At 60.5% G+C, this 24,406-nt stretch carries 25 protein-coding genes and 1 tRNA gene; 7 read left to right on the forward strand and 19 right to left on the reverse strand.

Annotation, left to right across the window (positions count from 1 at the left end; translation table 11 throughout):
* Both GQX66_RS18605 and GQX66_RS18610 read left to right on the forward strand, forming a co-directional pair.
* Nucleotides 1–3,198, forward strand: a 3,198-nt coding sequence (locus tag GQX66_RS18605) for an RHS repeat-associated core domain-containing protein (protein ID WP_240870406.1), incomplete at its 5' end; no start/stop codon positions are given.
* A complete protein-coding gene (locus GQX66_RS18610; protein ID WP_102688299.1) occupies nt 3,191–3,571 on the forward strand; it encodes a hypothetical protein in 381 nt (126 codons plus the stop codon). The genes GQX66_RS18605 and GQX66_RS18610, both read left to right, overlap by 8 nt.
* A gap of 146 nt (nt 3,572–3,717) precedes the next feature.
* On the opposite strand, the gene GQX66_RS18615 is transcribed toward GQX66_RS18610, so the two are convergent.
* From GQX66_RS18615 to GQX66_RS18630, 4 genes are all read right to left on the reverse strand, one after another.
* Nucleotides 3,718–3,882: a hypothetical protein gene (locus GQX66_RS18615; RefSeq protein WP_165369547.1), complete on the reverse strand. Its 165-nt coding sequence runs from the start codon at nt 3,880–3,882 to the stop codon at nt 3,718–3,720.
* 124 nt (nt 3,883–4,006) lie between these two features.
* Complete coding sequence (locus GQX66_RS18620) at nt 4,007–4,429, reverse strand: YMGG-like glycine zipper-containing protein (protein ID WP_007952177.1); 423 nt, start codon at nt 4,427–4,429, stop codon at nt 4,007–4,009.
* Between the two features lie 137 nt (nt 4,430–4,566).
* On the reverse strand, nt 4,567–4,935 hold the full coding sequence (locus tag GQX66_RS18625) for a bacteriocin (protein ID WP_240870408.1): 369 nt from the start codon (nt 4,933–4,935) through the stop codon (nt 4,567–4,569).
* Between the two features lie 310 nt (nt 4,936–5,245).
* The gene (locus GQX66_RS18630) at nt 5,246–5,434 is read right to left on the reverse strand and encodes a hypothetical protein (protein ID WP_085690513.1); all 189 of its coding nucleotides are present in this window, start codon (nt 5,432–5,434) and stop codon (nt 5,246–5,248) included.
* A gap of 242 nt (nt 5,435–5,676) precedes the next feature.
* Here GQX66_RS18630 and GQX66_RS18635 point away from each other — a divergent pair, with 242 nt between their 5' ends.
* On the forward strand, nt 5,677–5,955 hold the full coding sequence (locus tag GQX66_RS18635; protein ID WP_240870410.1) for a hypothetical protein: 279 nt from the start codon (nt 5,677–5,679) through the stop codon (nt 5,953–5,955).
* Between the two features lie 53 nt (nt 5,956–6,008).
* Here the strand turns inward: GQX66_RS18635 and GQX66_RS18640 are convergent, their stop codons facing one another.
* Both GQX66_RS18640 and GQX66_RS18645 read right to left on the reverse strand, forming a co-directional pair.
* Complete coding sequence (locus GQX66_RS18640) at nt 6,009–6,329, reverse strand: YbjQ family protein (RefSeq protein ID WP_085748512.1); 321 nt, start codon at nt 6,327–6,329, stop codon at nt 6,009–6,011.
* Between the two features lie 154 nt (nt 6,330–6,483).
* Nucleotides 6,484–6,573 (reverse strand) — tRNA-Ser (locus GQX66_RS18645).
* A gap of 307 nt (nt 6,574–6,880) precedes the next feature.
* Between GQX66_RS18645 and GQX66_RS18650 the strand changes: the two genes are divergently transcribed.
* The 3 genes from GQX66_RS18650 to GQX66_RS18660 all read left to right on the forward strand — a co-directional run bounded on the left by GQX66_RS18650 (nt 6,881) and on the right by GQX66_RS18660 (nt 9,615).
* A complete protein-coding gene (locus tag GQX66_RS18650; protein WP_011333225.1) occupies nt 6,881–7,570 on the forward strand; it encodes a crotonase/enoyl-CoA hydratase family protein in 690 nt (229 codons plus the stop codon).
* Nucleotides 7,571–7,786: 216 nt separating this feature from the next.
* Nucleotides 7,787–8,509: a 1-acylglycerol-3-phosphate O-acyltransferase gene (locus GQX66_RS18655; protein WP_085748519.1), complete on the forward strand. Its 723-nt coding sequence runs from the start codon at nt 7,787–7,789 to the stop codon at nt 8,507–8,509.
* A gap of 134 nt (nt 8,510–8,643) precedes the next feature.
* Nucleotides 8,644–9,615, forward strand: a complete 972-nt coding sequence (locus GQX66_RS18660) for a magnesium and cobalt transport protein CorA (RefSeq protein ID WP_085748511.1) — start codon at nt 8,644–8,646, stop codon at nt 9,613–9,615.
* Between the two features lie 39 nt (nt 9,616–9,654).
* On the opposite strand, the gene GQX66_RS18665 is transcribed toward GQX66_RS18660, so the two are convergent.
* From GQX66_RS18665 to GQX66_RS18675, 3 genes are all read right to left on the reverse strand, one after another.
* Nucleotides 9,655–10,377, reverse strand: coding sequence for an amidotransferase (locus GQX66_RS18665; RefSeq protein ID WP_007959955.1), 723 nt, complete (start codon nt 10,375–10,377; stop codon nt 9,655–9,657).
* Nucleotides 10,378–10,472: 95 nt separating this feature from the next.
* Nucleotides 10,473–12,617 carry a 3-hydroxyacyl-CoA dehydrogenase NAD-binding domain-containing protein gene (locus tag GQX66_RS18670; RefSeq protein ID WP_240870412.1) on the reverse strand — a complete coding sequence of 715 codons (2,145 nt, stop codon included), beginning with the start codon at nt 12,615–12,617 and terminating at the stop codon, nt 10,473–10,475.
* 17 nt (nt 12,618–12,634) lie between these two features.
* Nucleotides 12,635–13,840, reverse strand: coding sequence for an acetyl-CoA C-acetyltransferase (locus GQX66_RS18675; protein ID WP_240870414.1), 1,206 nt, complete (start codon nt 13,838–13,840; stop codon nt 12,635–12,637).
* Nucleotides 13,841–14,464: 624 nt separating this feature from the next.
* Between GQX66_RS18675 and GQX66_RS18680 the strand changes: the two genes are divergently transcribed.
* Nucleotides 14,465–15,250: a cytochrome c gene (locus GQX66_RS18680; RefSeq protein WP_240870459.1), complete on the forward strand. Its 786-nt coding sequence runs from the start codon at nt 14,465–14,467 to the stop codon at nt 15,248–15,250.
* A 14-nt stretch (nt 15,251–15,264) separates the two neighbouring features.
* Here the strand turns inward: GQX66_RS18680 and GQX66_RS18685 are convergent, their stop codons facing one another.
* The 10 genes from GQX66_RS18685 to GQX66_RS18730 form a co-directional block, all read right to left on the reverse strand.
* The gene (locus tag GQX66_RS18685) at nt 15,265–16,074 is read right to left on the reverse strand and encodes a transglutaminase family protein (protein ID WP_007959971.1); all 810 of its coding nucleotides are present in this window, start codon (nt 16,072–16,074) and stop codon (nt 15,265–15,267) included.
* A complete protein-coding gene (locus GQX66_RS18690) occupies nt 16,071–17,021 on the reverse strand; it encodes an alpha-E domain-containing protein (RefSeq protein ID WP_007959974.1) in 951 nt (316 codons plus the stop codon). The genes GQX66_RS18685 and GQX66_RS18690 overlap by 4 nt, the downstream gene beginning before the upstream one ends.
* A gap of 12 nt (nt 17,022–17,033) precedes the next feature.
* Nucleotides 17,034–18,443 carry a circularly permuted type 2 ATP-grasp protein gene (locus tag GQX66_RS18695; RefSeq protein WP_085748507.1) on the reverse strand — a complete coding sequence of 470 codons (1,410 nt, stop codon included), beginning with the start codon at nt 18,441–18,443 and terminating at the stop codon, nt 17,034–17,036.
* Nucleotides 18,444–18,920: 477 nt separating this feature from the next.
* Nucleotides 18,921–19,268: a ribonuclease E inhibitor RraB gene (locus GQX66_RS18700; protein WP_007959978.1), complete on the reverse strand. Its 348-nt coding sequence runs from the start codon at nt 19,266–19,268 to the stop codon at nt 18,921–18,923.
* Between the two features lie 210 nt (nt 19,269–19,478).
* The gene (locus GQX66_RS18705) at nt 19,479–19,712 is read right to left on the reverse strand and encodes a hypothetical protein (RefSeq protein ID WP_007959980.1); all 234 of its coding nucleotides are present in this window, start codon (nt 19,710–19,712) and stop codon (nt 19,479–19,481) included.
* Nucleotides 19,713–19,868: 156 nt separating this feature from the next.
* Entirely contained in the window at nt 19,869–20,744 is an 876-nt protein-coding gene (speE, locus tag GQX66_RS18710; RefSeq protein ID WP_007959983.1) for a polyamine aminopropyltransferase, read from the reverse strand.
* Between the two features lie 134 nt (nt 20,745–20,878).
* Nucleotides 20,879–21,070, reverse strand: a complete 192-nt coding sequence (locus GQX66_RS18715; RefSeq protein ID WP_007959984.1) for a PLDc N-terminal domain-containing protein — start codon at nt 21,068–21,070, stop codon at nt 20,879–20,881.
* Between the two features lie 71 nt (nt 21,071–21,141).
* The gene (locus GQX66_RS18720; RefSeq protein ID WP_085748506.1) at nt 21,142–21,672 is read right to left on the reverse strand and encodes a hypothetical protein; all 531 of its coding nucleotides are present in this window, start codon (nt 21,670–21,672) and stop codon (nt 21,142–21,144) included.
* Nucleotides 21,673–21,762: 90 nt separating this feature from the next.
* Entirely contained in the window at nt 21,763–22,281 is a 519-nt protein-coding gene (locus tag GQX66_RS18725) for an ankyrin repeat domain-containing protein (RefSeq protein ID WP_085608799.1), read from the reverse strand.
* Between the two features lie 97 nt (nt 22,282–22,378).
* Nucleotides 22,379–24,217 carry a long-chain-acyl-CoA synthetase gene (locus GQX66_RS18730; protein ID WP_240870420.1) on the reverse strand — a complete coding sequence of 613 codons (1,839 nt, stop codon included), beginning with the start codon at nt 24,215–24,217 and terminating at the stop codon, nt 22,379–22,381.
* Between the last annotated feature and the right edge of the window lie 189 nt (nt 24,218–24,406).

Genomic DNA, 24,406 nt, shown 5'->3' on the forward strand with positions numbered 1-24,406 from the left:
CACAACAGCCTGTCGCGGGCGGCGATCTTTCTCGGGGATGAGCCGGAGGAGTTGATTGTTGCGCTGGCGGGGGACGCGGCGCGGTTTTATCACTTTCGGGCTGGGGGTCTGACGGCGGTCAGCGATGCGTACGGCAACCGCTTGCGTATTACGCGGGACCGTCTGGATCGCGTTGAGCGCCTCGACAACGGCGCTGGTCGCTCCTTGTTGCTGCGCTATGAGCGGGCGCATCTGGTCGCGGTCGATTATCAGGTTTTTCGGGATTCGACCTGGCGCACCGAGCAGACGCTGGCCAGCTACCGCTTTGATGCCCGCCATCGGTTGATCGAGGCGTCGAACGCCGTCGGCGAGACCGAGCGTTACGACTACGACGACCAGCACGTCATCCTGCAACGGCAACTGGCCGGCGGTGCGAGCTTCTTCTGGGAATGGGAACGTGCCGGCAAGGCGGCGCGCTGTGTGCGGCACTGGGCGTCGTTTTCGCAGATGGACACGCGTTACGTCTGGGATGGCGCCGGCCGTGTCACGGTGCATTACGTCGATGGGACTGAAGAGACTTACGTCCACGATGACACCGCGCGGCTGGTGCGTCAGGTGTCGGCGGACGGGGGCGAACAGCTCAAGGCCTACGACACGCAGGGCCGATTGGTCGCCGAGCAGGATGCGCTGGGCGCGGTTACCGAATACCGCTATGACGACGCCGGACGGCTGATCGCGCTGATTCCGCCGGACGATGCGCCGAGGTCCTACGAGTACCGCAACGGTTTCCTGCACAGCCGCTCACGTGGCGATGCGGTGTGGACGTACCGGCGTAATGCCCAGGGTGACATCACCGAGGCGGTCGATCCGGATGGCCATGTCACCCACTACCACCGCGATGCACAGGGGCGGTTGCTGTCGATCCGTTATCCGGATTCGGGTCGGCATGTGTTCGTGTGGAACGACCTGGGCCAACTGGTCGAAGAAAGTCTGCCGGACGGTGGGGTTCGCAAGTTTTCCTACGATGCGCTAGGGCGGCGGATTACGGCGCAGGACGAGCATGGCGCGGTCACCCGTCATGCATGGGATGCCGTTGGCCGGCTGATCCAGACCACCTCGCCGAATGGCGCCACTCGAGCCTTCAGTTATAGCGCCTACGGCCAGATCACGGTCGAACGCGATGAACTGGGGCGGATCACCCGTTACGAGTATGACGACGACCTGCATTTGGTCAGCCGGCGGATCAACCCCGACGGCACACGAGTCCAGTACCGCTACGACCATGCGCAGCTGCTGCTGACGGAAATCGAGAACGAGTCCGGCGAAAAGTATCGGCTGGACTACACGCCCACCGGACTGATCCGACAGGAAACCGGCTTCGATGGTCGGCGCACGGCGTATGCCTACGACCGCAACGGCCACCTGCTGGAGAAGACCGAGTTCGGCGACGACGGCACCACGCTGGTCACCACTTACCAGCGCGACAGCGCCGGGCGATTGCTGCTCAAGACCCTGCCGGACGGGGTCGAGGTCAGCTACCGCTATGACCGTCTCGGCCGGCTGGTCGGCGTGGATGACGGCCAGGATCACCCGCTGGCCTTCGAATACGACCTGCAGGACCGGCTGGTGCGCGAGCATCAGGGCTGGGGCACCCTGCGTTACGCCTACGACGCCTGCGGCCAGCTCACCCGCCTGCGTCTGCCGGACAACAGCAAACTCGATTACCACTACGCCAAGGGCGGGGCGCTGACGGCGATCGACCTCAACGGTGCCTTGCTGACCCGCCACGTCTACCAGCACGGCCGCGAACAGCAGCGCCAGCAAGGCCTGCTGCTCAGCGAATACACCTACGACGAACAGGGCCGCTTGCGCGCCCACGCCGTAGGCCATCAACGCAGTGCGCTGTACCGCCGCGACTTTGCCTACAGCGCCAACGGCAACCTCGAACACATCGCCGACACCCGCCACGGCCAGCGCAGCTACACGTACGACGCCCTCGACCGGCTGATTCGCGTACGCCACACCCGCGACGATGTGCCGGAAAACTTCGCCCACGACCCGGCCGGCAACCTGCTGATGCAGGATCGCCCCGGTCCGACACAGATCAAAGGCAATCGCCTGCTGATGCAGGGCGATCGTCATTACGACTACGACGCCTTCGGCAACCTGATCCGCGAACGCCGCGGCCGCGCGCAAACCCTTGTCACCGAATACCGCTACGACAGCCAGCACCGCCTGATCGGCCTCACCCGTCCCGACGGCACCAGCGCCACCTATCAGTACGACGCCTTCGGCCGGCGCATCCGCAAAACCGTCGACGGCCAGACCACCGAGTTCTTCTGGCAAGGCGACCACCTGATCGCCGAAAGCAGCCCGACCCAACACCGCAGCTTCATCTACGAACCCGGCACCTTCCGCCCACTGGCCATGCTCGACGGCAAAGGCCCGAAACGCGCCTGCCCGTTCTACTACCAGCTCGACCACCTCGGCACCCCGCAGGAACTGACCGACTACAGCGGCGAGATCGTCTGGTCGGCCAAATACAGCGCCTACGGCAAGGTCACCTCGCTGGAGCTCGCGACCGAGGACTACCTGAACCAGCCACTACGGTTTCAGGGGCAGTATTTCGATGAAGAAAGCGGGCTGCATTACAACCGACACCGGTACTACGACCCGGAGGTGGGGCGGTACCTGACGCCGGATCCGGTGAAGTTGGCGGGTGGGTTGAATCAGTACCGGTATGTGCCGAATCCGACGGGGTGGGTGGATCCGTTGGGGTTGACGTCCAACTGTCCGCCGCCGAACAAGCCGGGTTGTTCGGTGCCGGATGGGGTGGGTGGCTCGGTTGTTGACGAAGGTGAGCCGCTGATTCCAAAGCCAAAATCTCGACCCGAAAATTTTGGGAGTGATGAAAAGCTTACCGGGCATTTTGAAAAGCATGGCGCCGAATTCAAAGCGATGAGCAACGAAGAGTACTTACTCACCGCGCGAGGCGTTGTGAATCAAGGCACGCGTGTGGAGTACTTATACAAGGGAGAGCTGCGAGCAGGGTATATCCAGTTGATGGGGACTAACCGAAAAGGTGAAGCGAAATTCGCTTTCGTTGGCACCAACACCAATGATGAAATTACGACTCTACACACCAAAAGTGGGAAAGAGTTTTGGCGGACAATCAATGGTAATGCACGAGATAAAACAGTGAGACCCGCTCATGACTAAGACGTACAAAGCACTGGTTGTCGAAATAGACCCGTATGTAGAAGAAGCTATTTTGCTGGTCGTGGAGGGCACAGCGGTCAGATGTTTCGTAAGCTACAGCCCTTCAGAAATTGAGGTGGGAAAAACTTACGAAGTTGAGTTCGAAATGGTGTTATCTGATGAAGAATGTGTATCACCTTCAGAATGCGAAAAAACGCAGATCAAGATGCTCGGTAGCGGATTCCCCTGTGAGATTTATGGCTACCTGGATGGCGAAGTTTTCCGGTCTTTAGTTGATTTTACTGATCAGGATATCCACTACGAATTTCCACATCTAAATGGGCAATTTGTCAAAATTAACGCGGACAGGATTGATGTTTCGTTTGTTCGATAGCGAATGGCAGGGATTAGACCGCTGCTCCACAAGCATTGGTGCGGACAGGGAAGTCAGCGTTGACCAATTGGCCGCGGCGCATTGAGGTCCGGGAGGATAAGGCTGTCGAGTAGGCGCACACCAAGTTCAACAAGGCGAGTACCCTATCACTCATCATCATCAAAATCCTCATACTCAAGCTCGTCCTCACCCTCCAAAAGCGGAACCGTCGCATCATCCATCAACGACCCCGGATCTTCATTCCCCGGATCATTGATAAACGGCAATCCGCTCGGGCCTTTCTCTTCCTTGCCTTCGGTTTCCGGAGTCATGGCGCACCTCGTCAATCGCGTTCGTATAGGACGTTCGAAAAGTATGGTCGCCATTCGTTCCTGCGCATGAACGCGCAGGCACAAAAAACCCGGCATAAAGCCGGGTTTCCGTAGAACCGGTCACTCAACGATGACGGTTCTTGTGTTTGTTCTTGTGCTTGTGACCACCGCCGGAGTGCGACTTGCCGCCATCGTCACCCAGGTTGTTGCCGACCGCGCCACCCGCTGCGCCGCCCAACCCTGCGCCGATAGTCGAACCGGTGGAGCCGCCGAGGCTGTTGCCGACGACGGACCCGCCTGCGGCGCCGAGGCCACCGCCAATGGCGGCTTCCGTGCGATTGCGCTTGTTCGCTCCGACGGCACTGCCGGCCGCGCCACCAACGCCAGCACCCACCGCAGCACCGGTGCTGCCGCCGAGTTGGCCGCCGACCACATTGCCCAACGCGCCACCCAATCCACCACCCACGGCGGCCGTGCCATCACCGGCGGCCATGGCGCCTTGGGCCACGAACAATCCCAAAACCAATGCGGATAATGTCAATCGCATACAGACCTCACAGGTCCCGAGTCGGGACGGTTCGCCCGCGGAGGGGGCTACGTAGCATTGGAGGCGAATTCGGGAAAAACGTTCAGCAACGAAAAGGCCCGGCATAAAGCCGGGCCTTTTCAGTCACGCGTTGGCAATCAGTGACGCTTGTGACCCTTGGACAAGTTGCTGCCCACTGCGCCGCCAGCAGCACCGCCCAAGCCGGCACCGATAGTCGCACCGTTCTTGCCACCCAGGCTGTTGCCGATGATCGAACCACCCGCTGCACCGACACCACCGCCAATAGCCGCCTTTGTGCGGGCTCCCTTCTTCGCTGCCAACGCACCGCCAGCCGCGCCGACCAGGCCAGCGCCAATGGCCGCGCCGTTGCTGCCGCCCATTTTCTGGCCAACCACGTTACCCAGCGCGCCGCCCAGACCGCCACCCAGTGCGGCGGTACCGTCGCCAGCCATTGCACCTTGAGCAACCAGAAGCCCCAGAACCAGAGCAGGCAGAGTTAAACGCATGACGAAAAACCTCAACAGAAGGAATAAAAAAGGGCGCAGATTGAATGCTGTTGTCGCGGCAATGTCCAGCGTTGCAGCGCACTTGGCGCCGATTGGACAGCGAATATGGAAAAGGTTTTATGACGGACAAAAAAAAGCCCGCTGGGGAGACGGGCTGGAGACTTGCTTTCTAACGGATGGCTTCACCCTACCCAGCCGGGTGTGAAAAGTTTGTGAAAGAAACCACACGAATCTGCAATTTCTGTAGGACGCCTCTCAAAAAATAGAAACAAAAAACCCCGCTCAATGGCGGGGCTGTATGGCATCCGGATTACTTCCTGGAACGTGCCGTCACCTTGGGCAGAAATTTTGCTTTAGGCCCCTTGGGTGCCGTGGACTTGATCTTGCCGGTCTGCACCGGGTCCTCGCCAAACCCGGCCTGGTACTCCGTCTGGCCGCAGCGCACGCAATTGTTGAATGGAAATTCAGCCCCGTCGTCTTCGATGTACGGATCAGTCATCTCTTCACCCCTTTCCAAATGCGGGCCGACACCGGCAAACCCTTTTGCCTGAAAAAATATCGACCTCCAAGGCTTTTGAGACTAGCCGGTCATTCCTGGACTTGTGATTCAGATCACCCGAAGCCCGACGAATGGCCTAAGGAAATTAAACACATTGAGGAACCGTTGGTCCCACGCGGCTAAAGATTTGCGGCGACCGGCCGCTGCCCTTTTTCGTACGCAATGAATCTCAAGGAGAGAACATGGAAATCAAAGGATTCCCCACACTGCCCGTTGTAAAGCTCACGGATGAACAGATCGCCGCCGGCAAAGCCGGGGCAGAGAAATTCAAGGAAAAAGTCGCTTCGGGCGAAATCGTCATCAAGCAACCGACTGGACCGAGCCCGTTGCAGCCGGGCGTCATCTACCACCCGGACCCGGTTCAGCCAGTTCAACCAGGCGATACCCCGCCTCTCGTTGCGATCGATACACCGCTGACCTATGACTCGAAAGGCACTATCCTGCTCAAACCACAGGGCTGATTGTCAGCAAAGAGCCCATTCCGTTGAATGGGCTCACAAGCGGAAACCAATGCTCAGCGCAACTTGACCGCTGTACCGGTCGCAAACACCACTACCATGCCGCCCTTCCCTGCCGGCATGCTGATCTCGAAATCCACCCCGACCACCGCATCCGCCTGCAAGGCCCGCGCGCGCTCCCTGATCTCGTCAGTCGCCTGAACACGCGCCTCCTTCAACGCCCGCTCCAGCGTCTGCGAACGCCCGCCGAAAAAGTCCCGCATGCCCGCGAACATATCGCGAATCACATTCACGCCCTGCACCGACTCGGCACTGACGATGTCCAGATACGCCGTAATCTGCCGGCCTTCGATGGAGTGGGTGGTGGAAATGATCATGGAGGTCGTCCTTTTACTTGCCGGATAAAGCCGCGATTGTAATGCCCTGGCCAAGGGAAGCCGAACCGATCTCTGTGACCAAAAAAATCCGGACGCCAGAATGCACAAAACCCCTGGCTTCTTTCGAAACCAGGGGTTTTGTTTACATCGAATTTGGCGGTGAAGGAGAGATTCGAACTCTCGATACAGTTTCCTGTATACACACTTTCCAGGCGTGCTCCTTAAGCCACTCGGACACTTCACCGTATCTCTTCAAACATGTTCTGTCTGTCGAGGCGCGCTAATGTAGTCGAAAGCTTTTCTGATGGCAAACTTTTTTTCAGAATTTTCATGCGGTTAAGAGAAAAAGTCGCTTCCACCTTCTAGGGGCCATGGCAATCCGGCCAATCTCGGGTGGGCGCAGCCCTTCTATATAGGTGCGCAGGCGTCAGGCGCGGGGCGTGTTGCAGCGCATCGGCCGGTAAACGGTGACTGGCGGGTCAGTCACAGTGCTTTACCTGACCGGCGACGGTGGGTAACGTCTGCCCATCTTTCTTATAAGGAATTGCGCCATGAGCGACCTGATTGCCTACCACCTCGAAGACGGTATCGCGACCCTGACCCTGAGCAACGGCAAGGTCAACGCCATTTCCCCGGACGTGATCGCGGCCTTCAACGCGGCGCTGGATCAGGCGGTGGCGGATCGTGCCATTGTGATCATCACCGGTCAGCCGGGCATTCTCTCTGGCGGCTACGACCTGAAAGTGATGACTGCCGGCCCTAAAGAAGCCGTGTCGCTGGTGACCGCCGGCTCGACCCTGGCCCGCCGCCTGTTGTCGCACCCGTTCCCGGTGATTGTTGCTTGCCCGGGGCATGCCGTAGCCAAAGGCGCATTCATTCTGTTGTCCGCCGATTACCGGATCGGTGTCGACGGCCCGTTCAGCATTGGTCTGAACGAAGTGCAGATCGGCATGACCATGCACCACGCCGGCATCGAGCTGGCCCGTGATCGCCTGCGTCGCTCGGCCTTCCACCGCTCGGTCATCAATGGCGAGATGTTCGATCCGCAAAGCGCAGTGGATGCCGGCTTCCTCGACAAAGTGGTCGCGGCCGAAGAACTGCAAGGCGCCGCCCTCGCCGCCGCGCGTCAGTTGAAAAAGATCAACATGACCGCACACAAGAACACCAAGTTGAAAGTGCGCAAGGCGCTGCTGGAAACCCTGGACAACGCGATCATCCAGGATCAGGAGCATCTGGGGTGACACCCGGCTCATACCGATTCAGAAAAGCCCCACCGTCGTGTCGGGCTTTTTCTTACGCGGCTTGTTGAAAACTCCGCGGCAGCTCTAGGACGCCTCTGACCAACAAGTCGGAAACATGCGCTTAAACATCGCCCATCTCCGGACTCTATAGCGGCAATTGCCGAAAACAGTGCACATCCGTACACTGCGCCACCTTTTGTCCCGATGGGCCTGAAAATGCTGTTTGTGTTTCGTATGTTATTGATGGGCCTGCACTTTATTCTGGCGGGGATACTCGGAGTGATCCTCGGGCTGTGCCGGCCATTCAATCCGGACAACAGTCGCCTGTGCGCCCGCCTCTATGCACTGCCGGCCATGTGCATTTTGCGTCTGCGAGTGAAGGCCGAAGTCGGCCCGTTGATGAACAAACCCGACAGCTGCGTGATCATCGCCAATCATCAGTCCAACTATGACCTGTTCGTGTTCGGCAACGTGGTGCCGCGTCGGACGGTGTGCATCGGCAAAAAGAGCCTGAAGTGGGTGCCGCTGTTCGGGCAGCTGTTCTGGCTGGCGGGCAATGTGTTGATCGATCGTGGGAACGCGCACAAGGCGCGCCAGTCGATGCTGACCACCACCGATACCTTGCAGCACAAAGACACCTCGATCTGGGTGTTCCCGGAAGGCACGCGCAACCTGGGTGAGGAACTGCTGCCATTCAAGAAAGGCGCGTTCCAGATGGCCATCGCCGCCGGGGTGCCGATCGTTCCGGTGTGTGTCAGCAGCTACATCAAGCACATGCGTCTGAACCGCTGGCACAGCGGGAAAGTTCTCATACGCTCGCTGCCGGCAATTCCTACCGTCGGCCTGACCATGGATGACATGCCCATGCTGATCAACCAGTGCCGCGAACAGATGCGCGAATGCATCGATGCGATGGACCGGCAGCTGCAAGCTGCGTGAAAAAGAAGCCCGCCCTGTGCGGGTTTTCTTTTGCCCGGTGAACTGTGCAGATTTCACTGACTCTCAAGCAGCGACACGGCTAAGCTGAAGCCATGTCTCCCCTGCCATCTGCCAAGAAGAAGTGAATCACCACCATGGGTCGAGTTGTTGCTGCTGCGGTTTACAGCGCCGGTAAGAAAGTCACCAATATTTCCCTCGACGAAGGCGCGGCCTGGGCCGCCAAGACCGGCCACTTCGTCTGGATCGGCCTCGAAGAGCCGAGCGCCCAGGAACTGTCCAACCTGCAACGTCAGTTCAACCTGCACGAACTGGCCATCGAAGACGCCCTGGAAAAGCACAGCCGGCCGAAGCTGGAAACCTTTGGCGACGCGCTGTTCATCGTCACCTACTCGCCGGTGCGCGAACACGGGATTCTGCAGTTCATCGAAACCCACATCTTCGCCGGCAAGGGCTACATCATCACTGCCCGCAATGGCCACTCGGCGTCCTACGCCCACGTCCGCCAACGCTGTGAGGCGCGGCCGCTGTTGTTGGAGCACGGGGAAGATTTCGTACTGTATGCGCTGCTGGATTTCGTGATCGAAAACTATCAGCCAGTGGGCGAAGCGATCCACGCCGAGATCGATGAACTGGAACGCAACGTGTTGTGCAGCGCATTGAATGAATACGACATCCAGAAGCTGCACGGCCTGCGTCGCGACGTCCTGCGCCTGCGCCGTTACGCCGCGCCAATGGTGGAAATCGGCGAAGAACTGCAGAAGCTGAGCTTCCCCTTCATCGACAAGAACATGCGCCCGTACTTTCGCGACGTGCAGATCCACGTGAACCGGCAGATGGAAGATCTGACCACCCTGGCCGATATCGCCAGCCAGACCATCGAAATCGGCGTGCTGCTGGAAGCATCACGCCAGAGCGTGGTGCAGCGCAAATTCGCTGCATGGGCGGCGATTCTGGCGTTCCCGACAGCGGTGGCCGGGATCTACGGGATGAACTTCCAGAACATGCCGGAGCTGAGCTGGCACTACGGCTATTTCGGCGTGCTGGGCTTTATCACGGTCGGCTGCGTGAGCCTGTGGGCGAGCTTCAAGAAATCCGGCTGGCTATAAGAAAAAACGCCCCCGTGTAAAACACGGGGGCGTCTGGATTCAAGCAGCGGTCGGCTTGTGCGCCACGAAACGCATCATCCATTCCGCGACGGTGGTGCCGTGGTGCTGATGCTCCAGACTGGCCACACCCTTACTGTAAACCTGCTCGCCCAGCGCTTCCTGACGCAGATCCAGCAGCGCTCGCGAGTAGTCGTGAATGAATTCCGGATGACCCTGGAAGCACAGCACCTGATCGTTGATGTGGTACGCGGCAAACGGGCAGAAATCGCTCGATGCAATCACCGTCGCGTTTTCCGGCAACGCCGTCACCTGATCCTGGTGGCTGATCAACAGCGTCAGCTCTTCACGCACCGGGCTCATCCACGGCGCCTTGGCCGCCAGTTTGTAGTTGTGGATGCCGACACCCCAGCCTTGCGTGGCGCGCTCGCTCTTGCCGCCCAGCAGCAGCGCCAGCAGTTGATGGCCGAAGCACACGCCGAGCAGTTTGTCGCCGCGCTCATAGCGGGTCAGCAGGTATTGCTTGAGGGTCTGGATCCACGGGTCGGTACCGAACGAGTCGGCCTTGCTGCCGGTAACCAGATACGCATCGAAGGTCAGGTCATCACTCGGATAATCGCCCTGCATCACGTTGTACACCGTAAACTCGGCGGCGATCGGCTGTTGCGAGAACAGGCGCTGGAACATCTGCCCGTAACCCTGATATTCATCGACCAGTTCCGGACGCAGGATGTCGGTTTCCAGAATGCAGATGCGTAGCGACATAAAAAATACCTGACACGTGATGGGAATAATGCACAGCCCAGAGCCTGCCTTGAAACCCCCCGGCAAGGCAAGCCCCGAAATGCATCCCCAGCCCGTTAGAACAACTCGCCCTTCGCGGCCTTCTCAAGCAGCAGCGCTGGCGGTGCAAAACGCTCGCCGTACTGTTCCGCCAGATACTGTGCCCGCGCGACAAAGTCCTTCACGCCATATTGGTTGATGAACTGCAACGCGCCGCCCGTCCATGCCGCGAAGCCGATGCCGAAGATCGAGCCGACGTTGGCGTCCGCCGTCGACGTCAGCACGCCCTCCTCCACACAGCGCACGGTTTCGATGGCCTGCACGAACAACAGTCGATCACGTACATCCTTCGGTGAAATCTGCCCGTCGGCTTTCTCGAAACGGGTTTTCAGCTCGGGCCACAGATGTTTCTGACCACCCGCCGGGTACTCATAAAAACCGCCTCCCGCTGCCTTGCCCGGCCGCTTGTATTCGTTGAGCAGCAAGTCAATCACGGCGAACGCCGGGTGCTCAATCAGCGGTTTCCCTTCTGCTTGAAGGTCTTTGGCCGTTTGCTGACGGATATGGCTCATCAGGCTGAGGGAAACTTCGTCAGAGATCGCCAGCGGTCCGACAGGCATGCCGGCCTTGCGCGCTTCGGTCTCGATCATCGGCGCGCTGACGCCCTCACCCAGCATCGCAATACCTTCATTGGTGAAGGTGCCGAATACTCGCGAAGTGAAGAATCCGCGACTGTCGTTGACCACAATCGGGGTTTTCTTGATTTGCAGTACGAAATCGAACCCGCGTGCGAGGGTTTCGTCGCTGGTTTGCGCGCCCTTGATGATTTCCACCAGCGGCATCTTTTCCACCGGGCTGAAGAAGTGCAGGCCGATAAACTTGCTTTGATCCGGTACTGCGGTCGCCAAGCCAGTGATGGGCAAGGTCGATGTGTTGGAAGCAATCACAGCGTCGGCGCCAACCACCTGTTGCGCTGCTGCCGAGACCTTGGCCTTGAGTTGACGATCCTCGAACACCGCCTCGATGATCAGATCGCAACCCGCCAGATCGGCATCGCTTTCGGTCGGCTGGATACGCGCCAGCACCGCTTCACGCTGCTGCGCAGACATTTGCCCACGAGCGACTTTTTTATCCAGCAGCGCCGCCGAATGCGCCTTGCCCTTTTCGGCAGCAGCAAGGTTGATGTCCTTGAGCACCACATCGATTCCGGCCACAGCGCTGACGTACGCGATTCCCGCCCCCATCATTCCGGCGCCAAGCACGCCCACACGCTTCGTCACATAAGGCGCAAAACCCTGCGGCCGCGAACCGCCGGCATTGATTTCATTGAGCTGAAACCAGAAGGTGCCGATCAGGTTTTTCGAGATCTGGCCGGTGGTCAGTTCGGTAAAGTAGCGGGTTTCGATCAGGTGCGCCGTGTCGAAATCCACCTGCGCGCCTTCCACCGCCGCGCACAGAATCTTCTCCGGCGCCGGCAACGTGCCCTGGGTTTTGGTGCGCAGGATCGACGGCGCAATCGCCAGCATCTGCGCGACTTTCGGATTGGATGGCGTGCCGCCGGGAATCTGATAGCCCTTCACATCCCAACGCTGCACCGCCGCAGGATTGGCCAGAATCCAGGCCCGGGCCTTGGCCAGCAGCTCATCGCGATCCGCTGCCAGTTCATCAATCAGCCCCGCCTGCAACGCCTGCTGCGGACGGACTTTCTTGCCTTCAAGCAGATACGGCAAAGCCTTTTCGATGCCGAGCATGCGCACCATGCGCACCACGCCACCGCCGCCCGGCAACAGGCCGAGGGTCACTTCCGGCAAACCGAGCTGCACCGACGCTTCGTCCAGTGCCACCCGGTGGTGGCAGGCCAGGCAGATTTCCCAGCCGCCGCCGAGCGCCGCGCCGTTGATCGCCGCGACCACCGGTTTGCCGAGGGTTTCCAGAGTGCGCAACTGGCCCTTGAGGGTCAGCACCATGTCGTAGAAGGCCTTGGCTTCGGGCTTGCCGACCTTGATCAGTTCATTCAGGTCGCCGCCGGCGAAGAAGGTTTTCTTGGCCGAAGTGATGATTACCCCGGCGATGTCATCTTTTTCCGCCTGCAAACGGGCGACGCTTTCGGCCATGGCCTCGCGGTACGCCGCGTTCATGGTGTTGGCGCTCTGGCCCGGCATGTCGATGGTCAGGACGACGATGCCGTCCTGGCCTTTTTCGTAACGAATGGCTTGGGTCATGACAGGATTCCTTGGGGTCAGAGGCGTTCGATGATGGTGGCGATGCCCATGCCGCCGCCGACGCACAGCGTCGCGAGGCCGTAGCGCAGGCGCCGGGCTTCCAGTTCATCGAGCAAGGTGCCGAGGATCGCGCAACCGGTGGCGCCCAGCGGATGGCCCATGGCGATCGAGCCGCCATTGACGTTGACCTTGTCCGGGTCGACAGCCATGTCCTTGATGAATTTGAGCACCACCGAGGCGAACGCCTCGTTGACTTCAAACAGGTCGATGTCCTCCACCCGCAGCCCGGCCTTGGCCAGCGCCTTGCGAGTGGCCGGCGCCGGGCCGGTGAGCATGATGGTCGGGTCGGTGCTGGTGACCGCCGTGGCGACAATCCGCGCCCGGGGTTGCAGGCCCAACGCGCGCCCCTTGGCCTCGGAGCCGATCAGCATCAGCGCCGCGCCATCAACGATGCCCGAGCTGTTACCCGGCGTGTGCACATGGTTGATCCGCTCGACATGGCTGTAGACCCGCAATGCCGTGGCGTCGAAGCCCATCTGGCCGATCATTTCGAAACTCGGCTTGAGCTTGCCCAGGCCTTCAAGGGTCGACTCGGCGCGAATGAATTCATCGTGATCGAGCAGGATGATGCCGTTCTGGTCCTGCACCGGCACCAGCGACTTGCTGAACGAACCGTCGGCCCGGGCGCGGGCAGCTTTCTGCTGCGAGTGCAGCGCGTAGGCATCGACGTCCTGCCGGCTGAAGCCTGCAAGGGTGGCGATCAGGTCGGCGCCGACGCCTTGTGGTGTGAAGTGGCTGTGCAGGTTGGTTTGCGGGTCCAGCGCCCAGGCGCCACCGTCGCTGCCCATCGGCACTCGGGACATGGATTCGACGCCACCAACTACCACCAGGTCTTCGAACCCGGAGCGCACTTTCATCGCCCCCAGGTTCACCGCTTCCAGCCCCGAGGCGCAGAAGCGGTTGATCTGCACGCCCGCGACGCTGACGTCCCAATCAGCCACCTGCACGGCGGTCTTGGCGATGTCCGAGCCCTGATCGCCAATCGGCGTGACGCAACCGAGCACCACGTCATCGATCTGGCTGGTGTCCAGCGCCGTACGTGCCTGCAAAGCGGTCAGCAGCCCGGCCACCAGGTTCACCGGTTTGACGCTGTGCAGCGATCCGTCGGCCTTGCCCTTGCCACGGGGCGTGCGTAACGCGTCGAAAATCAAAGCTTGGGTCATGACGTCCTCGAACCTGTGCGGTGAGTGAAATTCGTACTGTCACTGTTGTCTTCGCAGGCCATCGATTCAATGACCACAGCGCTCAATGACGTTGACGCGCACGCTCAGACGGACGGTCATCCGTGGCTTGATTAACCGGTTCAGGTGCGCGAGCTGTCTAGCAAACGGGCGGCAAAGAAGCTGGCAATGGGCCTCATGCCTTTTTAATCGCGACAGGTAGCAAATACATACGAAATGGATCTAAGCGAAGCGTGACGCGGGCCCTAAGGTGAAGATGTACGTCGTTGTCGTCGGGTTTTGCCGAGACAGGCGTTCGCTACAGGAAGTGCAGCGCTTGCCGTCATGGATATGCAGGCAGGCATCAGGAAATAACAAAAAAGGCGGTCAAGCCATGTTCAAACAACCGAAAGTACGGCAAGCAGGGCTCATTCTTTTCGCCACGACGCTGTTGTTGATTCTGCCGAACCTGACCAAGGTCATCGGCTGATTCAAGCGGCAGGTATTGTTTATCGCCACTGAAAATGTGACTGGCCCGCTACCCGGGCCAGCGTGGCTGTGCCAACCTTTGCGCACTTCCACGACACGGACGGCGATCACTTGAAAACGCTCATTCTGTTCGGGGCCATGCTGCTGAGCATGCCCCTGTCTGCCGCGCAGCTGAACCTGGAGCTGGGCGCGAACAGCCGCACCTGGCAGACCGAGGAGTTGCTCAAGCACCCTCAGGTACAAACCCTCACCATCAAAAACGACGTGTCCTACAAGAAGGACATGACTTATCGCGCCGTGCCGATGGCCGCGCTGCTGACCGGCATCAAACCGGACGATCACCTGCAAGCCGTAGCGCTGGACGGTTTTGCCGCCGAACTGTCCGCCGCGCCGCTACTGAACACCAAGGGTTCACGCGCCTGGCTGGCCATCGAGGATCCGGCGCAGCCCTGGCCGCCGCTGTCGGAAGGCAAGCACAGCGCCGGGCCGTTCTATCTGGTGTGGACCGATCCGCAGGCCGGCAATATCAGCCCGGAACAATGGCCGTTCGAAGTGGCGAGCATCAAGCGCATGGCGCCGGTGGCCGAGCGCTTCCCTGCCCTGCTGCCGGATCCTGCGTTGAAGGCCGATGACCCGGTGAATCAGGGTTTTGCGCTGTTCCAGAAGAACTGCCTGGCCTGCCATCGCCTGAATGGCGCGGGCGATGCGCAGTTCGGGCCGGACCTGAATATTCCGTACAACCCGACCGAGTACTTCGGCGCGGACTTCCTCAAGCGCTACATCCGCGACCCACAGAGTCTGCGTCAGTGGCCGCAAGCGAAGATGCCAGGGTTTTCTGCCGAGGTGTTGCCGGATGCGGATCTGCAGAAGCTGATCGGGTATTTGCAGCACATGGCCGGGCGCAAGGTTGCGCCGGCCAAGTAATCCAATTACGCCGCTTACTGCTGCTGCACCGAGATGATTGGCGCTGGTGTCGGCGACACCAGCACTTTCGCGTGCATCTGCTCTGAGCCGCCGCCCCGGCGCATGCCGCGCACCGGGCAGGCGTCGAGGTAATCCAGACCCACCGCCAGTTTCAGGTGCCGCTCCGGCCGCGCCAGCTCATTGGTCACGTCAAAGCTGTACCAGGCGTCGTCGATCCAGGCTTCGGCCCAGGCGTGACTGGCCAGATGCTCGCAATCCTCGCTGTACAGATAACCCGACACATACCGCGACGGCACACCGAGGCTGCGCGCGCAGGCGAGAAACGCGTGGGCGTGATCCTGGCAAACACCCGCCCGGCCGGCAAATGCCTCGGCGGCGCTGGTGTCGACTTCGGTGGCGCCCGGTTTGTAGGTCATGTGCTGGTTCAGCCCATGCATCAGGTCGATCAGTGCATTGCGGTCGCGTCGTTGCTTGCAGGACTTCTCGGCAAACGCCCGCAGCGCCTCGTCAGCCTCTGTCAGCCGGGTGAAACGCAGGAACGGCAGCGCCGACTGACTCTCGTGTTCGGCTTCGCGCAACTCGTCGATATCGACCTGCCCCCGGGCGCCGATGATGATCGCTTCGTGGGGCTCGTCCATGGTCAGCACGTGCAGGATGTTGCCGAACGGATCGAGCTGGGCACGCACCGGGCGCGGCAGGTCGAGCTGCCAGCTCAGCACGTGCTGACGCTCGCTGTCGTGGGGCGTCAGGCGCAGGTACTGGATGCTCGCTCGCACCTGATCTTCGTAGTGATAGGTGGTCTCGTGGCTGATGGAAAGTCTCATGCGGCCTCCAGGTAGGAACTGTGAATGGCGTTGCCCAGCTGGCGCACCAGCGGGATGAATTCGGTGAGCCAGGCGTGCAGCCCTTCCTCGAGAATTTCCTGAATGCCGGTGTAACGCAGACGCGCGTCCATTTCCGCCGCCAGTCGTTGTGCAGGGCGACCGTTGGCCCCCGGCAGTTGCGCGAGAATCTGGTCAATCTCTTCGGTGCAGGCCCGCAGCGAACGCGGCACGTCGGCGCGCAATAGCAGCAGCTCTGCAACATGCCGGGCGCCGGGCGCATCGCGATAGATCTCGGTGTAGGCCTCGAACGATGACAGCGCCCGCAACAGCGCACTCCATTGGTAATAGGCGTGAGCGGTGCCGTCGCTGACTGCTTCCGCCTGATCGCCGGCCATTTCGTAACGCGCATCGAGCAGGCGCAACGTGTTGTCAGCGCGCTCGATAAACGTACCCAGGCGAATGAAACGAAATGCGTCGTTGCGCATGATGGTGCCGTAGGACGCGCCCCGAAACAGGTGCGAACGCTCCTTGATCCACTCGCAGAAGCGACTCATGCCATAACGGCTGAGGCCCTGATTGGCGATCCCGCGGATCTCCAGCCAGGTGGCGTTGATGTTCTCCCACATGTCGGCAGTGATTCGCCCGCGCACCGCATGGGCGCTGGCCCGCGCCGCACCGAGGCAGCTGTAGATGCTCGCAGGATTCGCCGCGTCGAGGGCAAAGAAATGCAGCAAGCGCTCGGCATGCAGCTCGCCGTGACGCTCCAGGTAATCGTCCAGCGTGCCGGTGATCAGCAGCGGCATCGCCAGTTCGTGCAGACCGTCGCCACGGCCGTCCTGCGGCATCAGCGACAGCGAATAACTGACGTCGAGCATCCGCGCGAGGTTTTCCGCCCGCTCCAGGTAACGCGACATCCAGTAAAGATCCGAGGCAGTTCTACTTAACATGGCAGGTTTCCTTCAATCCTCGACCACCCAGGTGTCCTTGGTTCCGCCGCCCTGGGATGAGTTCACCACCAGAGAGCCTTCACGCAGGGCGACACGGGTCAAACCGCCGGGCACGACCCGGGTTTCGCGGCCGGACAATACGAACGGACGCAGGTCGATATGGCGCGGCGCAATGCCGTTTTCGACAAAGGTCGGACAGGTCGACAGCGACAGCGTCGGTTGCGCGATGTACGCGTGGGGCTTGGCCTTGATCCGCTCACGGAACGCATCGATTTCCGCGGTCGTCGCCGCCGGCCCCACCAGCATTCCGTAACCGCCGGAGCCCTGGGTTTCCTTGACCACCAGTTCCGGAAGATTGGCCAGTACATGGGAAAGTTCAGACGGATTGCGGCATTGCCAGGTCGGCACATTCTTCAGGATGGGTTCTTCGTCGAGGTAGAAACGGATCATCTCGGTGACAAACGGGTACACCGATTTGTCGTCCGCCACGCCGGTGCCGATGGCATTGGCCAGCACCACGTTGCCCGAGCGATAGGACGACAGCAGCCCCGGCACGCCGAGCATCGAATCCGGGCGGAACGCCAGCGGATCGAGGAACGCGTCGTCGAGCCGGCGGTAGATCACGTCCACGGCTTTCGGGCCGTCGGTGGTGCGCATGAAGACTTTGTCGTCGCGCACGAACAAGTCCGCACCCTCCACCAGCTCCACGCCCATTTCCCGGGCCAGGAACGCATGCTCGAAAAACGCGCTGTTGAAGCGTCCCGGTGTCAGCACCACCACACTCGGGTCGTCGATCGGGCTTGAGCTTTTCAGGGTGTCGAGCAGCAGATTCGGGTAATGGTCGATCGGGGCGATGCGCTGGGCCGCGAACAGTTCCGGGAACAGGCGCATCATCATCTTGCGGTCTTCGAGCATGTAGCTCACGCCGCTCGGCGTGCGCAGGTTGTCCTCGAGCACGTAGTACGTGCCGTCGCCGTCGCGCACCAGATCGACGCCGGAGATGTGCGAATAGATATCGCGGTGCAGGTCCAGCCCCTGCATCGCCAACTGATATTGCTCGTTGGCCAGCACCTGTTCGGCGGGAATGATCCCGGCCTTGATGATGCGCTGCTCGTGGTAAAGGTCGGCGAGGAACATGTTCAACGCCTTGACCCGCTGAATGCAGCCGCGCTCGACGATCCGCCACTCGCTGGCGGGAATGCTGCGCGGAATGGTGTCGAAGGGAATCAGGCGTTCTGTCCCTTGCTCGTCCCCGTAGAGCGTGAAAGTGATCCCGGCACGATGGAACAGCAGATCGGCCTCGCGCCGCCGCTGGGCCAGCAGTTCGTCAGGCGTTTCGGCCAGCCAGCGGGCAAACTCCCGGTAATGCGGGCGGATCTGGCCGCCGGCATCGTACATTTCATCAAAATAGGTGCGGATCATGCCGTACTCCTTGTCACCCCGGACATACAGGCCTTCGCAAGGCCCGTGCCATCGGCATAAACGCTTTGATTTCAATCGGTTGGATATTCACGCCACACGCACCGCACCATTCCTGTGCGGCAAATGCCCCAACCTGATCGCCCCCGCTTCATTGCGACGCAGTCCCGTCGCCTATCACCAGCATAGTCAGAGTTGATTTCACTGCTCGGTGCCGGCTGCGGATAATCCGCGCATCCGCTGCAAAAACCTCGCTGACGAAGTACGCAGCCCCACTGATCCGGCTTGCCTCGGCAGCCATCCCGGCCGTAACCCTGAGCGGTTTCCTCTCCTTCCGGTCTTCCCTTTCAGCCACCTTTTCAGGTGGCTTTTTTTTGCGCCGGTTTCTTGTTTCAGGGTTTTGCCATGGGGTGTTCAGGGGGCAGAAACGACAACGGCCGACCCGAAGGTCAGCCGTAGCTCGACGTGTTGCGAGAGTGATCAGTTCAAACGGTGCCGGTTGCGGATCTCCTGTTTCACGCCCCAGCCTTCGATGATGCCGCCCAAGGGCTCGACCACCGCCGAAAAGCCCTGCTCGAAATCGCCAATGTCGTCGTAGGTTGCGTACATCACCTTGCTCAATTCCAGAGACCAGGCGCCGTCGTCGCGCGCACTGACCTGGGCATTGATGGATTCACCGCGAAATTTGCCTGCCGCCCTGCGCGCCCGCTCCTCGTCCGGGAAAATGGCGTAGAACTCGATGGGATGGAATCGGGAAAAATCGAAACCGCCTTCTTTCATGCGGCGCAGCACACTGCTGCTGATGTCTTCTTGATAGGCTGTGCTCATGAATCGTCCCCCTCGCATAGATGGATAGACTTTCCGTATTCCCTGCACTGGCCCAATGGGCCCGGGTGCTTACGGCAACCGCGTTGCCGGCGGGAAACAAGCATGTAGCTGACAAGACCAGACCTTAGCGATCCGTTCGCTGATCTCGCTTGCAGAGTAGCCCCAAGATAGAGCCGCTGCCAAGGCCTGGTACATGAAGAAAATGAAGATTCAGATTGGGGTGATGCTGCGGATTTCGATGCTGTTCTGGGTTTTCAGGCTTTTCACGCCGGCATCGGCGGTGCGCCCTTCCAGATCGTTCAGGTCAAGCTCGGCGGCGACCGGCAACAACCGTTCCTTGATGAGGCGGGCTGCCCGTTCATGACTGGGGCATTCCTCGCACTCGAAGACTTCGTCGATCGTTTCACCATGATCGTCCACGAAAGTGACTTTCCACTTTGACATCGGAGCCTCCTCGATCAAACCCGCAAATGGGCTTACACCTATCTCGACTTTTGTCAGGATTGATCGTTCAAAAGGTTTACACCGATGCAACATGAAAAAAGCCGAGGCCGGCGTGTTTTCGCACACCGGCCTCGGCTTTTTCTGACCCGCGAACGATCAGTCGTTGCTTGGCTTGTTCACCGCTTGCAACACGTATTGCGGCAAGGCGAAAGCGCCGATGTGGATTTCCGGGTTGTAGTAGCGGGTGACGATGCCGCTGCCGATGAAGCGCTGTTGCAGCACTTCGCGGCTCAGCTTGCGGTACGCAGGGTTGGTCGAACCCCAGGCGAAGGTCATCGAACCGCCGATGTAGGTCGGCACGGCTGCCTGATAGAAGTGCCAGTCCGGGAACAGGCTGCGCAGGCGGCCGGCGGTGGTTTTCACTTCTTCGATCTGCATGAACGGCGTGCCGTTCTGGGTCACGAGGATGCCGCCCTCGTTCAGGCAGCGGTGGCAGGCCTGGTAGAAGTTTTCCGAGAACAGCACTTCGCCCGGGCCGATCGGGTCGGTGGAGTCGGAAATGATCACGTCGAACTTTTCGGTGGTGGTGGCGACGAAACGCATGCCGTCGTCGATTACCAGGTTCAGGCGTGGATCGTCGTAGGCGCCCTTGGAGTGGTTCGGCAGGAATTCCTTGCACATGTCGACCACGGTGCCGTCGATCTCGACCATGGTGATGTGCTCGACGCTGGCGTGTTTGGTCACTTCGCGCAGCATGCCGCCGTCGCCGCCGCCGATGATCAGCACGCGCTTGGCGGTGCCGTGGGCTAGGATCGGCACGTGGGTGAGCATTTCGTGGTAGATGAATTCATCGGCTTCGGTGGTCTGGATCACGCCGTCCAGCGCCATCACCCGGCCCATGCGCGGGTTCTGGAAGATCACCAGGTGCTGGTGTTCGGTGCGCACTTCGTGCAGCAGTTTTTCCATGCGAAAACGCTGGCCGTAGCCTTCGTAGAGGGTTTCCAGGTATTCGCTGGTTTTGGTGACGGTCATGGTGAAGTGCTCCGATGAATGCGCGGGCGCCAATCGTCAGGTTCGATTGCCCGGGAAAGGCGCGCATTCTACGTTGCCGAAGATGACAGGTCGAACCTCAGTTCATCGGCCCGACCCAATCAGGCTGCGAACGGTCAGATCCGCACATTGCCCCGCGGCCCGGCAATCGCCCAGATGATCAGGCCCAGCACCGGCAGGAGAATGATCAACAGCACCCATAGGATTTTCATCCCGGTCTCGGCGCCGCTTTTCAGCACGTTGATGATCGCCCAGATGTCGAGCGCAAGAATGATCAGGCCGACCAGGCCGTTGAACGTGGAACCCATGGTGTCGCTCCAGAATAGTGGCATGCACTTTTAGGATAGACGGTCGCGCACAGGGTTCCCTTTTATTGCGTTCAGACGTGAACGGCGACCTTCAGGGCTTCCAGCGACGGCGCGGCGGCAATGCCGACTTCGGCGCACAGTTCCAGCACGCGCGGTACGTCGTTGCCGTAGACCAGCACCACTTGCAGCTCATCATCGAGCAACTGGCTGAAGTTCATCAGCGTGTAACCGCCGTTTTCCTTGTTCAGGCTGCTCATCTGCACCTGGATGCGGTTGAGCGCGGTCAGCGCCTCGGTCTTGGCCAGTTGCTTGGGCTTGAGGTTGAACTCGACGCCCGGGCCGAACGAAGCAACGATCTGCGCGAACAGGTCGGCGTAAGTGTCAGCCTGGAACAGCACGGTCTCCGGCAGGCTGCCGACCACGACCCACTCGCCCAGCGGAATCGGGAAAGTGTCGTCGTAGTTGATATCCGGGTTGGCGGTCAGAAAAGCTTCGGCATCGGCGTAGGCCTGTGCCGCTTCGTCAGCGACCTTCTGAATCTCGTCGTCGCCCATGCAGCCGGAGCTGATTTTGCTGATGAGTTCGGCGAGTGCGGCTTTCATGGGAGCGGATCCTGTGGCGAAGGGAATTTTGAGGGCGCGAAGGATAGCGCATTCTCGCCTTCGCCACAGAGCGGGTTCCGGCCAGCGGCTTCAGCCCAACAGTTTTTCCAGCTGCGCAGTGGTGTCGACGGCGCCCATGGTGCGGGCCGCGTCCAGCGCGGTGATGCCGTTGGCATCCTTGGCTTTCGGGTCGGCGCCCTGGTCGATCAGGAAGTCGACGATTTCAACGCGGTTGAACATCGCCGCCATCATCAACGCCGTGCGGCCGTCGAAGGAGGCGCCTTCGATCTGCGCCCCACCGGCGACCAATGCCTTGACCACGGCCAGGTCACCCTTGAACGCGGCGCCGGCAATCGGGCTCTGGCCGTTGCCGTTGCGTTGTTCCGGGTCAGCCTTGTGCTTGAGCAGCACTTGCACCGCGTCCACATGCCCGTAATAACTGGCGAGCATCAGCAGGGTGTCGCCCTTGCTGTTGGTCAGGTTCACCGGCAGACCGGCAGTGATCAGGCGATCGAGCATCACCGCATCGCCCTCGCGCGCCTTGTTGAACACCTGTTCAGTGAATTCGGCTGCTTCTTCGGGGGTCATCTGGCGGCTTTGGTCGGACATGGGGCAACTCCACTTTCGGTCAATCGGAAAACCGATAGTTTCCCGAGCGCGGCGATAGCTGTCATCCCCTTTTTTCCAAGACTGCCGATAGCCAATATCAATAGCGGTACTTGCCTGCCCGGATGTCGGCAAGAGTTTCATCCGTGACCTGCACGTAGGTTTCGGTCCCCGGCAGCCAGGCATAAATCGGGTCATCCCCCGTCAGGCCGGGGTCGAAGCCTTCGTTTTTCAGGCGGGTCTTCTGATATTTGAAAGTGCCGGTGGTTTCCATCTTGACCTTGACCCGCAGGAACAGCGGCACCGCGTAGGCCGGCATGCGTTGGCGGGCGAAGGCCAGCAATTCGGCGAAATCCAGGGTCGCCAGAGACTCGGCCGGGGTGATCGCCGCCATTCCGGCGCGGCCATTGGTGTTGGGGATTTCCACGCCATAGGCCACCGCTTCGGAAATATGCGGGTGCTGGAGCAGCAGATTTTCGACCTCGGTGGTCGAGACGTTCTCGCCCTTCCAGCGGTAGGTGTCGCCGAGACGGTCGACAAACTGTGCGTGGCCGAAACCGATGTTGCGCAGCAGATCGCCGGTGTTGAAGAAGCGGTCGCCCTTGGTGAACACGTCCTGTAGCACGACTTTCGCGGTTTTCTGTGGGTCGGTGTAGCCGTCCAGCGGCGCCTTGTCGTCGATCCGCGCCAGCAGCAGGCCTCGCTCACCCCGACCGACCTTGCGCATGAATCCGTCATCGCCGCGAATCGGCTCGCCGCTGTCCTGGTCGTAGGCGACCAGTTCCCAGGCCATCAGCGAGAAACCGATGGTGTTGTCGAAATTGAGGATGTTGGTGAAGCCGATATTGCCGTCGCTGGCGGCGTAAAGCTCACAGATGTGATCCACGCCGAAGCGGGTCTTGAACTCGGCCCACGCACCGGGCCGCAGGCCGTTGCCGATCATCTTTCGCACATCATGACGACTGTCGTCGGCACTGAGCGGCTGATCCACCAGATACCGGCACAACTCGCCGACGTAACCGATGGTGGTTGCGCGATAGCGACGCACATCGCTCCAGAACTGGCGGGCGCTGAACTTGCGGCGAATCGCGAAACCCGACGCGCCATTGACCGCCGAACCCCAGCACACGCAAAGCCCGGTGGCGTGGTACAGCGGCAAGGTGCAATAGACGATGTCGTCCGGGCGCATGTCGAGGGCGATCATGCCGAAGCTCGCCGAACTGCGCATCCAGCGGCCGTGCTTGAACACCCCGGCCTTGGGCAAACCGGTGGTGCCGGAGGTGTAGATGTAGAAACAGGGGTCGTCGAAGAAAATCTGCCGGCTGCTGGCCGGGTTGTCGACAGGTGCGTCGGCGCTGGCGCTGATCAGGTTGATATAGCCCTCGGGCGCGATGCCCGGATGGCTGAAGGTATCCTGATCGGCGACGAACCATACGCGCGCTGCCGGGATCGCTACTTGCTCGCGTACCGCCGCAAATGCCGGCAGCAACTCTTCACCGACAACAATCGCCGCCGGGGTCACCAGATTGATGCTGTGGATCAGCGTATCGCGGGTCTGCGAGGTATTGAGCAGCGCGCTGACAGCGCCGACCTTGGCCAGCGCCAGAATCGTCACCAGCAGTTCCGGGCGGTTCTCGATGAACACCGCCACCACATCGCCCTTGCCGATGCCCTGCCCGATCAGGTAGTGGGCGATGCGGTTGGCCCACTGGTTGACCTGTGAATAACTCAGCAACACCTCGCCCGACAGCAGCGCGGGGCCCTCGGGATTGCGCAGGGTCGCTTGCTCGAATGTCCAGCCCAGGCCACAGGTTTGGGTCGGATCCGTGACGTTGGCCACCTTCATGCCTTTCACCACCCGTGGAATGGCTTTGGCAATCATCGGCAGTTTGCGGAGCATCATGCCCCAGGTAATCGTGTCGCTCGGCGCTTGGTGCATGGCAGCTCCCGTTCGACCTTGACGTGCAGGCCGGATTTTTATTGTCGGGCAATCGGGTGAGACAACCGGCGCTTCTCGAGCGAGGGTCGAGGCCGAAAATACGTCAGGGCTTCGCGGGCTGTACACGCGGTTTTTGCAATGTTTTGTATCCGCCCCGGCACTACTAAACGCCGCATGATTACAGCCAAG

The organism is Pseudomonas sp. B707 (assembly GCF_022496685.1).
GTDB lineage: Bacteria > Pseudomonadota > Gammaproteobacteria > Pseudomonadales > Pseudomonadaceae > Aquipseudomonas > Aquipseudomonas paraglycinae.